The organism is Pseudomonas sp. SWRI92 (assembly GCF_014268685.1).
Classification (GTDB): Bacteria; Pseudomonadota; Gammaproteobacteria; order Pseudomonadales; family Pseudomonadaceae; genus Aquipseudomonas; species Aquipseudomonas marvdashtae.
Genome location: NZ_JABWQY010000002.1, coordinates 335591 through 350298 on the forward strand (window position 1 = coordinate 335591; position 14708 = coordinate 350298).

Consider the following 14708-nt stretch of genomic DNA (forward strand, 5'->3'; position numbering starts at 1 on the left):
TCCATGGTCCAGCGCGGCTATCCCGGCATCCATGCCGGGATGCCCACTGCGCAATACCTGCGTTCGGCCAGCGTGGTTAACGGGGCGCCGAGATCAACGTCCACCGCGAGGCGGCCTTATAGCCGACCTGTCTCTCTTGTCATACTTCGATCCAATTGCGGGGGTTTCCCCCAAAGGCGTCGCAAGCACTATCCCTCGGCGCCAGGCGCCACTGTTTCCCTTGTTTCCAAATGATCCAACGCTCGCTCAACCAACAACTTAACCCCGTCGGCCATGCGGCTGATCGCCAGGGCGACGCAGCGGCGTGAGTCGTCGATGTCGTCGGCCAGGTCGGCGGCGATGGTGCTGATCGACAGCAGGTCTTCGGAGGCGTTGGCGAGCAGGGTTTCGGTGTCGATGTGCGGGGAGACGATGAAGAGCTGGTCTTTGTCGGGTTCCGGCGGCGGGGCGGGCTGGGGTTTTAGGTAGTAGTCGAGGGCGCGGTTGGTGGCGTCTTCGAGGCGTTTTTCTTCGAGTTTTTCGACGCGGGATTTGTGTTCGTTTTGCGGGGGATTCGGAGTTGCCTTGAACATAGTGAAGCTCCTGAGAGATGGAGCCGACACCATTCGATTGCACTTCGAATAAAGGTGGCAGCTGTACGTAGGTGTGCAAGACCGGTCTCAGGTACCCGGCAGACCCGAAGGTCTCCCACGCGCAGCCGCCATAACGATCGGCGAGCATAGAAAAATGCACGACGAATAGCCATAACCGAATGCACCTGAGATCGGACTTGCACGTCCGGGTCACCGTTTTTTGCGGTGACGAACAGAGGTTAGCCCTGCTTCGAAGTGCTGCCTAGTTCATGAACAGCCCGGCGTCTTGAAGGAAATGTCCGAAGAAGTTGAAGGTCAGCGAATGCCACTTCTAAACGTGACTTGGCGGTCATCATGCGCAAAATAAGGCCTATCTCCCGCTAAACTGATTCGATGATGGCGTTCCGCTGGGGAATCGCTAAACTGCGCCAGCCGTTCATTTTTCTCACGAGGCTGTGCCGATGAAATTTCGTTTCTTGTTGTGGATGCTGGGGTGGTTGATGGGCAAGGCCAGCCGCACCAACCCTGCTTTCCAGCAGCAATTGGGTGACAAGGAATTGGTGTTCCAGCTGCAAACCCTGGACGGCAGGGTCGCCCGCCACTTCACCGTGAAGAACCAGCGCATCACCAGCCAGTCGGGTGTTTACCCAACGCCGGCCTTCGCCATCGCATTCAAGGATGCAGGCTACGGTTTCGCCACGATGCAGGCGAAGAACAAGCAACTGGCATTCATGACGGGGATTCAGGACAAGTCGATCCAGATCAAAGGCAACCCGGCGCTGGTGATCTGGTTTCAGGGGCTGATGAAATATTTGAAGCCGAGGAAGCCTAAAGCCTAGTGAAGCCATAGTGGCGAGGGAGCTTGCTCCCGCTGGGCTGCGCAGCGACCCATGGGATTGACGCGGTGCTCCAGGCGGACCGCGTCTGCAGGTTTTGCGACTGCTGCGCAGCCGAGCGGGAGCAAGCTCCCTCGCCACAAAAGCCCATCAGCCAGCCTACAACCTCGATCGTTCCCACGCTCTGCGTGGGAATGTCGCCAGGGACGCTCCGCGTTCCGCTTCTGGTCAGATCAATGGCTGAACTGCGAAGCCAGTTCCCGCAGCAGCGTTTCAGCTTCAAGCACTTTGCTGACCACGTCATTGGCCTTTTCCCGAGTCAGCCCCACGCGTTCGAGCAACGCGTCGGGGATGTCTTCGTCAGGGCCGGAGCCGATGCTGCGTGAGCGCAGCAGGCGCACGGCCAGGCAGACGAGGTTCGGGTAGGCGGCGTATTCGCCGTCGTAGTGCGGGTCGTGCTGGAAGCGCAGGGCGGTGGCCAGTTCGTCGGGCATGTCCCAGTAGCGCATCAGCCAGGCGCCGATCTGTTCGCGACTGATCCCCAGCAGATGCTGTTCCACGTAGCTGTGGCACAGGTGCGGGTTGACCTCCAGGTGCCGGCAGATCAACGAGAAGTGCGGCGGGAACACGTGGGCCAGCAGCAGATAACCGAAGTTGTGCAGCAGGCCCGACAGGTAGGTCAGGCCGCCTTCGGGGCGCTGGGCGCGCGGCATGGCGCGGGTCAGGCCTTCAATCACGGCGGCGGTGTAGATCGACTGCTGCCAGTACGGCGTGGTGTGTTGCGGGTGATCCTTGGGCAGGCTCAGGGTCTTGCCCAGGGCCAGGCCCAGCGCCAGGTTGATCACCAGGTCGAAGCCCAGCACCCGGACAATGGCGTCTTCCACCGAGCGAATCTTGCCCGGGGAGGCGTAGTAAGGCGACGCAGCCCAGCTCACCACTTGCGCGGCCAGCGCAGGGTCGGTTTCCACCACGCCAGTGATGTCGTCGATGGTCGCGTCAGGGTCGACCCGCAGCTTGATGATCTTCTGCGCGGTTTCGGCCAGCGGCGGAATCTCAATGGTTTCTTCCAGCCGCTGCTGGATGCGCCGCGCGGTGAATGCCTGCACGGCCAGGGTGATTTCCTTGCGGTCGTCGTCCGGGCGGTCCAGGTTAGGAGTGATGTTGCTCACAGGCTCGCCGAATGTTGCGGCGCTGGCCTTGGTGAGCATGGTCTTGAAGGCTTCGCTGGTGACTTCCAGCAGCAACCCCGGCTCGCCCGAGTTGATCAGCAGCTTCGGTTCGCGCAGCAGGCCTTCTTCGTACAGGCAAGGGGAGCTGGTCAGCGCTGGCAGGCCGGGGAGCAGGCTCAGGCTGTGCTTGCCGAGCATCCGTTCCAGGCGTTCGGTTGGCACCGCCGTGAGTTTACGACCGGTAAGCTCGGCCAGCCGGTTGAGGTCCAGCAGCTGGTTTTGCGGAAACAGGACCATGAGCGCGCCCACGGCATCGTGCAACAGCACGGCCTGCACTTTGCGAGCGGGGTTGAGGCCCGGTCGCTCGATGACTTCGTCAAAGGCGATGCCCAATTTCTCGAGCAACTGCCGAATAACAGACGGAGCGTGCGGAGTTTCGGGGACGAGGGCAGCTTCAGTCATGGTCTGTATCCGTTTTCCTACAAGTTGGTCAGTATAACCAGCTTGTCCAGCGGGCGCGTCCAGAAAACTGAGCGCGTGCTCACACTTGGCCGTATTGCTGCCCGTGACGCAGCCAGCGGTCCAGCAGCGGGCTGACGTGGTCGGGCCAGCGTTCGAGCAATGCCTGGGCGGCGTCGCGTACTGCCGGGAGCAGATCGGCGTCGCGCATCAGGTCGGCCACCTTGAATTGAAGCAGACCCGTCTGGCGCGTGCCGAGCATTTCGCCGGGACCGCGCAATTCAAGGTCTTTTTCCGCGATGACAAAACCGTCGTTGGTTTCGCGCATGATCCCCAGCCGCTGGCGACCGATCTGGGACAGCGGCGGGTGGTACAACAAGACGCAATGGCTGGCGGCGCTGCCCCGGCCAACCCGACCACGCAGCTGATGCAGCTGCGCCAGGCCCAGGCGCTCGGGGTTCTCGATGATCATAAGGCTGGCATTGGGCACATCGACACCAACCTCGATCACTGTAGTGGCGACCAGCAATTGCAGGGCTCCGGCTTTGAATTCGGCCATGACCGCGGCTTTCTCGGCGGGCTTCATGCGGCCATGAATCAGCCCGACCTTCAACTCGCCGAGGGCGGCGGTCAGGTCTTCGTAAGTGGTTTCGGCCGCCTGGCAGGTCAGCTCTTCCGACTCTTCGATCAACGTGCACACCCAATAGGCTTGCCTGCCTTCGGCGCAGGCGCCGCGCACGCGCTCGATTACTTCGACCCGTCGGGTGTCGGTGACCAGCACGGTGTTGACTGGCGTGCGACCGGGGGGCAGTTCGTCGAGGATCGAGGTGTCGAGGTCGGCGTAGGCGCTCATCGCCAGGGTCCGCGGGATCGGTGTCGCAGTCATGATCAACTGATGGGGACACATGCGTCCGCCCACGCCTTTCTGCCGCAGGGCCAAGCGCTGCTGGACGCCGAAACGGTGCTGTTCGTCGATGATCACCAGGGCCAGGTTCTTGAATTGCACCTCGTCCTGGAACAAGGCGTGGGTACCGACCACCATCGGCGCGCCTGCGGCGATCTGCGCCAAGGCGGCGACGCGGTTCTTGCCCTTGAGCTTGCCGGCCAGCCAGGCCACTTCGATGCCCAAGGGTTCGAGCCAGCGCTGGAAGGTGATGAAATGCTGCTCGGCCAGGATCTCGGTGGGCGCCATCAACGCCACCTGATAACCGGCCTCCAAGGCCTGCAACGCGGCTAGGGCGGCGACCACGGTCTTGCCAGCGCCGACGTCGCCCTGGATCAACCGCAGCATCGGCTCGGGTTGGCTCAGGTCATAGGCGATTTCATTGCCGACCCGTTGCTGGGCGCCGGTGGGGGTGAAACCGAGATTGGCCAGGTATCGGGTCGGCAGCTTTTTTGCCTTGGGCATGGCCGGTGCGCGCAGCGAACGCAGGCTTTCGCGCAGGCGTTGTTGCGACAGTTGATGAGTCAGCAATTCTTCAAAAGCCAGGCGATGCTGGGCCCAGTGATGCCCGAGGGCGAGTTCTTCGACGTCGGCATCGGCGGGCGGGTGGTGCAAATAGCGAATCGCGTCGGCCAGCGGCGCCAAATGGTAATCGCGCGCCAGTTCCTTGGGCAGCCAGTCGGGCAGGCTGGTGGGGCCGAGCAGGGTCAGGGTCTGCTGGCAGAGCTGGCGCAGGCGTTGTTGGGTCAGGCCTTCGGTGAGCGGGTAGACCGGCGTCAGGGTTTCAGCCACAGGCGGCGGTTCGTCACCGGTGATGGCGCGGTATTCCGGGTGATAGATCTCCAGCCCGGAGGCACCGGGCCGCGCCTCACCGTAGCAGCGCACGCGGGTGCCGCGCTTGAGACCTTCCTTTTGCGCGTTGCTGAAATGATAGAAGCGCAGGCTGAGCCCGCCGGTGCCGTCCTGCAGGCGCACCACCAGGCTGCGCCGGCGACCCATGACCACATCGGCGCCGCTGACGGTGCCTTCCACCACTGCATCCTGCCCCGGCCGCAAATGACCGATGGGCACCACGCGGGTGCGATCCTGATAACGCAGCGGCAGGTGAAACAGCACGTCCTGAAGGGTTTCCAGGCCGACCTTGGCCAGTTTCTCGGCCATGGCTTCACCGACACCCTTGAGTGTCGTCACCGGCACTTTCGACAGCTCAGTCATGGCAGCGGCTTACTTGGCGGCGGGGGGCTTGGCCACGGAGCACAGGCGGATCGAGTCGGCGAGGATCTCGATGGCCTTGGGTCGCGGGAAGCTGGCGCGCCAGGCGATGGCAACGGTGCGGAACGGCACGGGGGCGGTCAGCGGACGGACTTCGATCACGCCTGGGGCGTAGTGATGGCTGTCCACCGCCGACAGCGGCAGGATCGAAATGCCCAGGCCCGAGGCGACCATGTGGCGAATGGTTTCCAAGGAGCTGGATTCCACGGTGGTGTGCTTAGCGCCTTCGCTGCCCTTGGTCAGTGTAGGGCAGGCTTCGAGCACCTGGTCGCGGAAGCAGTGGCCTTCACCGAGCAACAGCAGGCTCTTGTCGTTGAGCAGGGCAGCGTCGATGGTTTTTTTCTGAGTCCACGGATGTTGCGCTGGCATCAAGACATAGAACGGCTCGTCGTAGAGCGGCAGGGTCAGGACATCGGCTTCGTTGAACGGCAGGGCGATGATGATCGCGTCCAGTTCGCCGTTGCGCAGCTTGTCGCGTAGTACGTGCGTGAAGTTTTCTTCGATGTACAACGGCATCTGCGGGGCGACCCGGTGCAGTTGCGGGATCAGGTGTGGGAACAGGTACGGGCCGACGGTGTAGATCGCGCCGACTTTCAGCGGGGCAGTCAGTTGGTTCTTGCCGGCCTGGGCCAGTTCGCGAATGCCTTGGGCCTGCTCCAGCACTTTCTGCGCTTGAGCGACGATGCCTTCGCCAACCGGCGTCAGGCGCACCGCGCTTTTGCTGCGCTCGAAAATCAGCACACCGAGTTCGTCTTCAAGCTTTTTCACACCCACCGAGAGCGTCGGCTGGCTGACGTGGCAACGCTCGGCCGCATGGCCGAAGTGCTGCTCCTGGGCGAGGGTCACGATGTAGCGTAATTCTGTGAGGGTCATGGCGAAACGTCCGTGAAGTTGCGAGCCAAGCATACCGGCTGCAATCGATAGACGCACGTTATCAGACTGCGGGCGCGGTGTGACACTGGCGAATGCCTGATGTGGCGAGGGGATTTATCCCCGTTGGGGTGCGAAGCCCCCCCAAAATAGGACTGTCGGCAGGCCGTCCGGAAGGTAATGTCAGCTGTTTTTAGGGCTGCGCACCCCAGCGGGGATAAATCCCCTCGCCACAAAACAAGAAGCCCCTGTAACAGGGGCTTGCAATTTGAAATCAGCGCCGGCGCTTGTCGATGGAATAGAGGAACGGTGCCGTCAGTTCCACCGTGCCGTTGGTCAGCAGATCGGCCGGTGGCTTGGGCAGCGGCTGGGCGCGACGGATCATTTCCAGGGTGGCCCGGTCCAGATCGGCGTTGCCTGACTTGCCCACCAGTTCGAAAGACACGACGTTGCCTTCGGCATCCACCACGAACCGCAGGCGGTTCATGCCTTCTTTACCGCGTGCCTGGGCGCTGGCCGGGTATTTCTTGTATTTGCCCAGATGCGCGAGCAGCGTGCCTTGCCAACTGGCCTTGGCCGCCATCTGTGCCGGGGACGGGCCAGGGGCAGGTTGCGCGGATTTTTCGGTCGGGGCCTGGGTTGGCTGAGTGTCGCTGGGTTTCTGCTCCGACGGCGGTTCCTTGGGCGGCTCCGGCTTTTTCTCCACTGGCTTGGGCTTGGGCGGTTGTGGCTTGGGCTTGGGCTTGACCGGCTTGGGCACGGCGATTTCCGCCTTCGGTGCTTCGGCCAGTTTAGGCAGCGGCAATTCTTCGACCGGCTCAGGAGGTTGCGGCGGTGTGACGACTTTCGGTGGCGCAGGCGGTGGTGGCGCGGGAACTGGCGCCAGTTCGACCATCATCGCCTGGGGAGGCAATTCGATGGGCGCACGTGTCGTCCAGTTCAGCGCCAGCGCGATGGCAAGCGCATGCACGCCCAGCACCACGGCCAGGCTACCGCTGTAACGCGTCAGCTTTTGGCGCGTCGTGATCATTTCTTCGGCGCCGTCTCGAGTCCGACCAGGCCGACTTTCAAGTAGCCGGCACCGCGCAGGGCGTCCATCACACTCATCAAGTCGCCGTAATCGACGCCTTTGTCGGCCTGGAAGAAGATCGTCGTGTCTTTTTTGCCCTGGGTCTTGGCATCCAGGGTCGCGCCGAGGCTTTCGACCTTGATTTCGTCTTCGCCCAGGAACAGGCGCTGGTCGGCCTTGACGCTCAAGAACACCGGTTTCTCAGGGCGTGGCGACGGCTTGGCCGTCGACGCGGGGAGATCAACCTTGATGTCCACGGTGGCGAGCGGGGCGGCCACCATGAAGATGATCAACAGCACCAGCATCACGTCGATGAACGGCGTGACGTTGATTTCGTGGTTCTCGGCCAGATCGTCGTCTGCGCCTTCTTTCAAATGCAGGCCCATGGCCGATTACCCCACTTTCACCATGTGCGGTTGCGCGCCGCGCTCGGGCGGCAGGTGATCCAGATCGCGGCTGACCAGCAGCAGGACTTCGGCCGAAGCATCGGACACCTGCGCCTTGTAGCCAGCGATGGAGCGGGCGAAAACGTTGTAAATGACCACGGCCGGGATTGCCGCGACCAAGCCCAGTGCCGTTGCCAGCAGGGCTTCGGCGATGCCGGGGGCTACGACGGCGAGGTTGGTGGTCTGGGTCTTGGCGATGCCGATGAAGCTGTTCATGATCCCCCAGACGGTGCCGAACAGGCCGACAAACGGTGCGGTGGAGCCGATGGTGGCAAGCACGCCGGTGCCGCTGCTCATGTTGCGGCCGCAGGCGGCGACCAGGCGCTCGAGGCGGAAGCTCACGCGTTCCTTAATGCCTTCTTTCTCGCGGCTGTTGGCCGATAGCTGCATTTCTTCGAGCGCGTCGTGCACCAACAGGTTGGCGAGGGTGCCTTCCTTCGCAGCGGTGGCGCTGGCTTCCTTGAGGGTGGTGGCTTTTTTCAGCGCAGCGATTTCACCCCGCAGGCGACGCTTGGCGCCCAGCAGCTCGAAGCCTTTGGCGATCCAGATGGTCCAGGTGATGATCGAGGCGATGGCGAGGCCGATCATTACGGCTTTGACGATGATGTCGGCATTCTGGTACATGCCCCAAGGCGACAGGTCGTGGGCCATGCCCAAGGTGTTATCGGCTTCGAGCACTTGAGGGGCGTCTGCGGCGCTGGCTTCCACGGCCTGGGTCGGGTCGGTGGCTGCTGGCGTCGCTACGGGAGCGGCAGCATCGGTCGGCGCCTGGGTAGCGGCTGGCCCCGTGGCGGGAGCGGTGGCCGGCGTTTGCGCGTCGGCAAAAGCGCCGGGCGCCAACAGCAGGCTAAGCAGCAAGGCCGCCGTGGCGCTCCAGGCGCGAGGGCGGTTGGTTGGCGAAGCGGAGAAGAGTGAGCGTGTCATGCTGGCCGGACCTGAGAAAAAAAGAAGGTTGATGCTCTTCCAGGCCTCGTGAGGCCGAGAACAAAAGTGGTACGCATTATTGCAAGTAATTCTTGTTAACAAAAGTAATACAGTAACTTTTTTTCTCACATGGCTAGCCGCTCGTCTCCCACGGAGGCTAGTCTGCGGCTTTACCAGAGGAGTTCTTGATGTCCGCGCCTTCTGTTTTGATCGCCGGCTGCGGTGATATCGGCGGCCGCCTGGCCAGCCAATTAGTGGCTGGGCATTGGCGGGTCCATGGCTTGCGGCGCACGGTTTCGAACCTGCCAGCCGGGGTCATTGGGGTGGCGGGGGATTTGTTCAGCGAGCAGTGCCCCGCCGATTGGCCCACGGATCCGTTGGATTATCTGGTGTACAGCGCCGCCGCCACCGACCATGACGAAGCGGGCTATCGCAAGGCTTATGTCGAAGGACTGCAGCATGTGTTGAGCTGGTTGAAACAGCATGGCCAGCAGCCCAAGCGCCTGCTTTTTGTGTCCAGCAGCAGCGTTTATGGACAGCAGCAGGGCGAATGGGTGGATGAAACCTCGCCTACCGTAGCCGGCGGCTATTCCGGTCGGCTGATGCTCGAAGCCGAACAAGTGGCCTTGGACAGTGGTATCCCGGCGAGTCGCGTGCGCTTGACCGGCATCTATGGTCCAGGCCGTGAGTGGTTGCTGAGCCAGGTGCGCCAGGGTTATCGCGTAGTGACCGAGCCGCCGCTGTATGCCAATCGCATCCACGCCGACGATGCCGCCGGCCTGCTGGCGTTCCTGCTGGAAGCCGATCGCCAGGGCCAGGCGCTGGACGACTGTTACATCGGCGTCGACGATGCGCCCGCGTCGTTGGCGGAGGTGGTGGGCTGGCTGCGGGAATACATGGGCATTACCGAGTGGGCTGAAGACGCCAGTGTGCGCCGTGCCGGCAGCAAGCGTTGCAGCAACGCCAGGGCCAAGGCCTTGGGCTGGACGCCGCGTTATCCGAGTTTTCGTGAGGGGTATGCGGCGATTCTCGAAGGGCGTTGCTGATTCGTTATCCCGGTGACGAATAGATCATCCGCCGCAGGCAGGCGAGCCCTGCCGCGTCGGCCAACCATGCACTCTCAAAAAGGCGACGGCGGCAAGAATCGTCCCCATGCTGAAATCCGTTCGGCGGTCACGGCGCCCATCATAATTAAGGTGAGAAACCCCAGGCAGAGCACCACGAGGGGAAGTTTGGTAAAGGCGAACCGGATGCCGCCCAAGGGGCCGGGGTATTGTTTCAAGTAGGCCTTGGCGACCCGACGGTAACCGTCGCCCGACAGATAACCCCATAGGAAAAACAGCGCGGTGACGATCATTGCGAAGGGACGAGGATCGGGGAACTGCAAGCAAGTGAAGCCAGCGCTGATGCCAAACAAGGCGCCAATGTCCTGGGAGGAGCGAAAGTAGCGCTCGGCGATCAACTCGTCATCGGTTTTGAATAGCATCGTTTCTCTTCCAAACGGGGTGGTAGGTTGCGCCGTTGGTTCGGCGAGCAGAGCGATTCAACGCCTTAGAGTAAAGCTTGGCAGCTAGGACAAACCAGACGTTCACGCAGTGCACTTTATCCCCTGACTGCCAAGCTTCCAGCAAGCCACGCCGCCTGGCGTCTTTGCCTACAACTGAGCCAGAATCCGCCGGCTTGTGTGCCCTGTCCTCGGGGCCTATTGTCTTCCTGCCGCGGTTTCATCAGTCGTTCATCGTTGTCAGAAACCGTCGATGACGGATGCCTGCTCGCTAGCCTCACCGAAACCCTGGAAAAATACTTAAAAAAAACCGATGCGTCGCATCGGCTTTTTCATCCAAGGTGCCTGACACGCATTTACCCGAATTAAATGGAAATCAGCATGGATAAGGAAGAAATCAAGAGCCGCCTGGCTCGTCCAGCTACAAGGTTCTTTGCGGGTGGATTCAGGCCCACCTACAACGATGAGGAAAGCTGGCTTGGGAAGGTATTTCTTTTTCGGCCCGATGAGGGCATACCGCGAAATGAGGTCGGGGGCGAGATGCTGCCTTATGCGCAGTTCCATCTGCCCAATCTGCCGTTTTGCAGCCCTGCGCTGAAGAACACCCGCGTCCTGACAGTTTTCGTTTCCGAGCCTTTACCGGAAGCGTTCGAGCCCATGGGGCGCAATTGGTTGATCAGGGAATATGGTCCTGGGGATGTGCTGGTCCGCAAGGACCTGTGCGTTGCCGCGTCTCACCTCAAGCCCTTTCCCTTGAAGGCCGAATTTGTCGCAGAAGATTACCCACTGTGGGATGGAGGTGGCGTGCCGGCTGACCTTGAGGATGAGGTGCTCAAGCTGGAGCGTGAGGGCAAGTTAGAGAGCTATTACGACTTGGTGACTCATGCCTACGAACACAAGATTGGTGGATATCCCTCGTTTTGCCAGTCGGGGGTTGAAGCTGATGAGGGTTACGAGTTCATGTTCCAGATATCGTCAGATGCAAAGATAAACCTCAATGTGGTGGACAGCGGAAGCCTTATGTTCTGGAAAAACCCGCTTACTGGTGATTGGGTAATGTATTACAATTTTTATTGAGGGTCTTGGCAGCCTAAGGTTGGCTGTCACACTCAGGGCGCCCGACTTCCTCGCAATGGCATGTATATAAAGGGCAATTTCTAGAGCGCCACATACGGGTGAAATCGATGTGATGCAGGGGATCTTAGGGGGCTGGCGAAAACCGATTGCTCACGACAGCTACGGTGCATCCACCGCACTATCATGAGCATGGGGGTCGGTCTGAAGGCTCAGATCTAACTTACTGCTTTTCAAGCACCCATTTGCGATCACCCGGCGTGAACGACGGCATCTCATCGGCCAGTGCCGCATTCACGGTCTGGAAGATTTCCAGTTTCTTGCCGTCACGGGCAAAGATCCAGGTGTTGCCCTGGCCGTTCTGTTGCAGCCAGATGTTGTCGTTGCCGCCGCTCATGGAGGCGCAATCGCCGGCCAGGCACAATGCGTAGCGATCAGCGCCGGGCAGGCCGCTGACCTGGCCGTCGGGTTGAAATTGCACCGTGGCGCCTTGGCCGGGACCTTCGCTGATGTTCCAAGTGCCACCCAGGTAGGCGGCATATAATGCGCGCTCGAAGCTGGCGCCGATCGGTGCGCCTTCCGGTACTTGGACTTGCGCTCGGTCGAACACCTGCTGCGGTTCGTTCTCGGTGGCGGCCTGGCTCAACTGGTTGCCGTCGCGCTTGAGTTCGCTGGCCGAGCTGCCGTAGAAGTCGACCTTCCAAGCGCCGTCCTGTTCGCCGAGCAACTTGCCTTCGACGTTTTCGAAGCCGTTGGTGTAGCGCGCCTGGCCGGCCCGAGTGTTGACGTCCCACTCCAGGTTCGGGCCGTAGCCCTGCAGCGCTTCGCGAAGCGGGCCGCCCTTGGCGGCAGCGTCGATGGCCGCCTGGTTGATCCAGGTGCCGCTGATGTCACGGTCGGCAGGGTCGCTGGCGCAGCCGCCGAGAAGTAGGGCGAGCAGCGAGAGAGCAAGCGCTTTGCGCATGGTGGATTCCTTTCAGAACGAAAACGGCGCAGCGGGGGACGCTGCGCCGACCTGTATTACTCGATGACCAGGATGGCATCCATCTCGACCTGCGAGCCCTTTGGCAGGGCGGCCACGCCAATGGCGGCGCGGGCAGGGTAAGGCTGGTCGAAATATTTGCCCATGATCTCGTTGACCTTGGCGAAGTGGCTCAGGTCGGTGAGAAAGATGTTGAGCTTGACGATGTCCTTGAACGAACCCCCCGCAGCCTCGGCCACGGCCTTCAGGTTCTCGAATACCTGCACGGTCTGGGCTTCGAAGCCCTCGACCAGCTCCATGGTTTTCGGGTCCAGTGGGATCTGGCCCGACATGTAGACCGTGTTGCCGGCCTTGATCGCCTGGGAATAAGTGCCGATGGCGGCCGGGGCCTTGTCGCTGGAAATAACGGTCTTGGTCATGGATGACTCCTTGTAATGGGGGCGGCTGTTGAGGCGCTATGCGCGCATCCGGGTGATGCGGATGACGCCGGTCAAGGCGCGCAGTTTCTTGATCACGCGGGCCAGGTGCACGCGGTCGTGCACGCTGACCACCAGTTGGACGACGCTGATGCGGCCATCGCGTTCGTCCATGCTGATCTTCTCGATGTTGCCGTCGGCGGCGTTGACGCTACTGGCCAGCAAGGCGATCAGGCCGCGCTGATGCTCCAGCTCGACCCGCAGCTCGACGTTGAATTCGCCGGTGACATCCTTGGCCCAGGAGAGCTGGATGCATTTTTCCGGGTTGTGGCGGATTTCGCTGATGTTGCGGCAGTTGTCCAGGTGCACCACCATCCCTTTGCCGGCGGACAGATGACCGACAATCGGGTCGCCTGGAATCGGCGTGCAGCACTTGGCATAGCTGAGCACCAGGCCTTCGGTCCCGCGAATCGCCAGGGGACCTTCAGGGCTTGGCAGCTGTTCGCCTTCGCCCAGCAGGCGACGGGCGACGACGTAGGCCATGCGATTGCCCAGGCCAATGTCTTCGAGCAGGTCTTCGATCAGTTCGAGGCGGTATTCGTTGAGCATGATCTGCACGCGCTCGGCCGGGATCTTGTCCAGCGAGCTGTCGAACCCGTTCAGCACTTTGTTCAGCAGGCGTTCGCCGAGGCTGATGGATTCGGAGCGACGTTGCAGTTTCAGCGCATGACGGATGTGGGTGCGGGCCTTGCCTGTGACCACGAAGTTGAGCCACGCCGGGTTTGGCCGTGCGCCGGGAGCGCTGACGATCTCGACGGTGGAGCCGCTTTGCAGCGGTTCGGACAACGGCGCCAGGCGGCGGTTGATGCGACAGGCGATGCAACTGTTGCCGACGTCGGTGTGCACGGCGTAGGCAAAATCCACTGCGGTGGAGCCTTTGGGCAGCTCCATGATCCGGCCCTTGGGCGTAAAGACGTAGACCTCGTCCGGGAACAGGTCGATCTTCACGCTCTCGATGAATTCCAGGGAGTTGCCGGCCCGCTGCTGCATTTCCAGCACGCCCTTGACCCATTGCCGGGCGCGGGCATGAGTGCTCTTGGGCTGTTCGTCGCCGCTGGATTTGTACAGCCAATGGGCGGCGATGCCGTTGTTGGCCATTTCTTCCATTTCACGGGTGCGGATCTGGATTTCGATCGGTACGCCGTGCATGCCGAACAGCGTGGTGTGCAGCGACTGATAGCCGTTGGCCTTGGGAATCGCGATGTAGTCCTTGAAGCGCCCCGGCAGTGGTTTGTACAAATTATGTACAGCGCCCAACACGCGGTAGCAGGTGTCGACCTTGTCGACGATGATCCGGAACGCGTAGACGTCCATGATCTCGTTGAAGGCCCGACGCTTGCCGCGCATTTTCTTGTAGATGCCGTAGAGGTGTTTCTGTCGTCCGCTGACTTCGCCTTCGATGCCGTCGATCGCGAGGCAATGGCTCAGGGACTCTTCGATCTTGTTGACGATTTCCTTGCGATTGCCCCGGGCGCGCTTGACGGCCTGGTTGATCCGCGCCGAACGCATCGGATGCATGGCCTTGAAGCCGAGGTCTTCGAACTCGATGCGGATCGCGTGCATGCCCAGGCGATTGGCGATGGGTGCGTAGATCTCCAGGGTTTCCTTGGCGATGCGCCGGCGTTTTTCGCCGGACAGCACTTCCAGGGTGCGCATGTTGTGCAGGCGGTCGGCGAGCTTGACCAGGATCACGCGGATATCGCGCGCCATGGCCATGGCCATCTTCTGGAAGTTTTCAGCCTGGGCCTCGGCCTTGGTCTCGAAGTTCATCTGGGTCAGTTTGCTGACCCCATCGACCAGTTCGGCCACGGTTTCGCCAAATTGCGCTTGTAGCGCTTCCTTGGCAATGCCGGTGTCTTCGATCACGTCGTGCAGCATGGCGGCCATCAGGCTCTGATGGTCCATGTGCATGTCGGCAAGAATGTTCGCCACTGCAAGCGGGTGCGTGACGTACGCTTCGCCGCTGCGGCGGCGCTGGCCGTCGTGGGCTTGTTCGGCGTAGAAATAGGCTCGGCGGACCAGATTGACCTGGTCCGTGCCGAGGTAGGCCGATAAGCGATCGGCGAGGGCGTCTATGCTCGGCATGATGATGACTCCTGCCGTTTGCTGTGA

14 protein-coding genes are annotated in these 14708 nt (G+C 61.5%); 3 read left to right on the top strand and 11 right to left on the bottom strand.

Annotation, left to right across the window (positions count from 1 at the left end):
* Positions 1-188: 188 nt before the first annotated feature.
* Entirely contained in the window at positions 189-572 is a 384-nt protein-coding gene (locus tag HU762_RS04810; RefSeq protein ID WP_186633643.1) for a DUF6124 family protein, read from the bottom strand.
* A gap of 461 nt (positions 573-1033) precedes the next feature.
* Here HU762_RS04810 and HU762_RS04815 point away from each other — a divergent pair, with 461 nt between their 5' ends.
* Positions 1034-1411 (top strand): helicase, encoded by a 378-nt coding sequence (locus tag HU762_RS04815; RefSeq protein ID WP_186633646.1) that lies wholly within the window; start codon positions 1034-1036, stop codon positions 1409-1411.
* 230 nt (positions 1412-1641) lie between these two features.
* Here the strand turns inward: HU762_RS04815 and HU762_RS04820 are convergent, their stop codons facing one another.
* From HU762_RS04820 to exbB, 6 genes are all read right to left on the bottom strand, one after another.
* Positions 1642-3039, bottom strand: a complete 1398-nt coding sequence (locus tag HU762_RS04820; protein ID WP_186633649.1) for an aminoacyl-tRNA deacylase and HDOD domain-containing protein — start codon at positions 3037-3039, stop codon at positions 1642-1644.
* A 79-nt stretch (positions 3040-3118) separates the two neighbouring features.
* The gene (recG, locus tag HU762_RS04825; RefSeq protein WP_186633652.1) at positions 3119-5194 is read right to left on the bottom strand and encodes an ATP-dependent DNA helicase RecG; all 2076 of its coding nucleotides are present in this window, start codon (positions 5192-5194) and stop codon (positions 3119-3121) included.
* Between the two features lie 9 nt (positions 5195-5203).
* Complete coding sequence (locus HU762_RS04830) at positions 5204-6124, bottom strand: hydrogen peroxide-inducible genes activator (RefSeq protein ID WP_186615182.1); 921 nt, start codon at positions 6122-6124, stop codon at positions 5204-5206.
* A 271-nt stretch (positions 6125-6395) separates the two neighbouring features.
* Positions 6396-7151 (bottom strand): energy transducer TonB, encoded by a 756-nt coding sequence (locus HU762_RS04835; RefSeq protein WP_186633655.1) that lies wholly within the window; start codon positions 7149-7151, stop codon positions 6396-6398.
* On the bottom strand, positions 7148-7576 hold the full coding sequence (gene exbD, locus HU762_RS04840) for a TonB system transport protein ExbD (protein WP_186615187.1): 429 nt from the start codon (positions 7574-7576) through the stop codon (positions 7148-7150). Before exbD ends, HU762_RS04835 begins: the two co-directional genes overlap by 4 nt.
* Positions 7577-7582: 6 nt before the next feature.
* On the bottom strand, positions 7583-8560 hold the full coding sequence (gene exbB / locus HU762_RS04845) for a tonB-system energizer ExbB (protein WP_186633658.1): 978 nt from the start codon (positions 8558-8560) through the stop codon (positions 7583-7585).
* 188 nt (positions 8561-8748) lie between these two features.
* Here exbB and HU762_RS04850 point away from each other — a divergent pair, with 188 nt between their 5' ends.
* On the top strand, positions 8749-9606 hold the full coding sequence (locus HU762_RS04850) for an NAD-dependent epimerase/dehydratase family protein (RefSeq protein WP_186633661.1): 858 nt from the start codon (positions 8749-8751) through the stop codon (positions 9604-9606).
* Between the two features lie 74 nt (positions 9607-9680).
* On the opposite strand, the gene HU762_RS04855 is transcribed toward HU762_RS04850, so the two are convergent.
* The gene (locus HU762_RS04855) at positions 9681-10046 is read right to left on the bottom strand and encodes a hypothetical protein (RefSeq protein WP_072390746.1); all 366 of its coding nucleotides are present in this window, start codon (positions 10044-10046) and stop codon (positions 9681-9683) included.
* A gap of 399 nt (positions 10047-10445) precedes the next feature.
* On the opposite strand from HU762_RS04855, the gene HU762_RS04860 reads away from it, so the two are divergent.
* The gene (locus tag HU762_RS04860; RefSeq protein ID WP_186633664.1) at positions 10446-11141 is read left to right on the top strand and encodes a DUF1963 domain-containing protein; all 696 of its coding nucleotides are present in this window, start codon (positions 10446-10448) and stop codon (positions 11139-11141) included.
* A 220-nt stretch (positions 11142-11361) separates the two neighbouring features.
* On the opposite strand, the gene HU762_RS04865 is transcribed toward HU762_RS04860, so the two are convergent.
* The 3 genes from HU762_RS04865 to spoT are packed head-to-tail and all read right to left on the bottom strand — an operon-like array spanning position 11362 to position 14681.
* Positions 11362-12102 (bottom strand): hypothetical protein, encoded by a 741-nt coding sequence (locus tag HU762_RS04865; RefSeq protein WP_186633667.1) that lies wholly within the window; start codon positions 12100-12102, stop codon positions 11362-11364.
* Between the two features lie 56 nt (positions 12103-12158).
* A complete protein-coding gene (locus tag HU762_RS04870) occupies positions 12159-12539 on the bottom strand; it encodes a RidA family protein (RefSeq protein WP_085685905.1) in 381 nt (126 codons plus the stop codon).
* A 36-nt stretch (positions 12540-12575) separates the two neighbouring features.
* Positions 12576-14681 (bottom strand): bifunctional GTP diphosphokinase/guanosine-3',5'-bis pyrophosphate 3'-pyrophosphohydrolase, encoded by a 2106-nt coding sequence (gene spoT / locus HU762_RS04875; RefSeq protein ID WP_186615195.1) that lies wholly within the window; start codon positions 14679-14681, stop codon positions 12576-12578.
* Between the last annotated feature and the right edge of the window lie 27 nt (positions 14682-14708).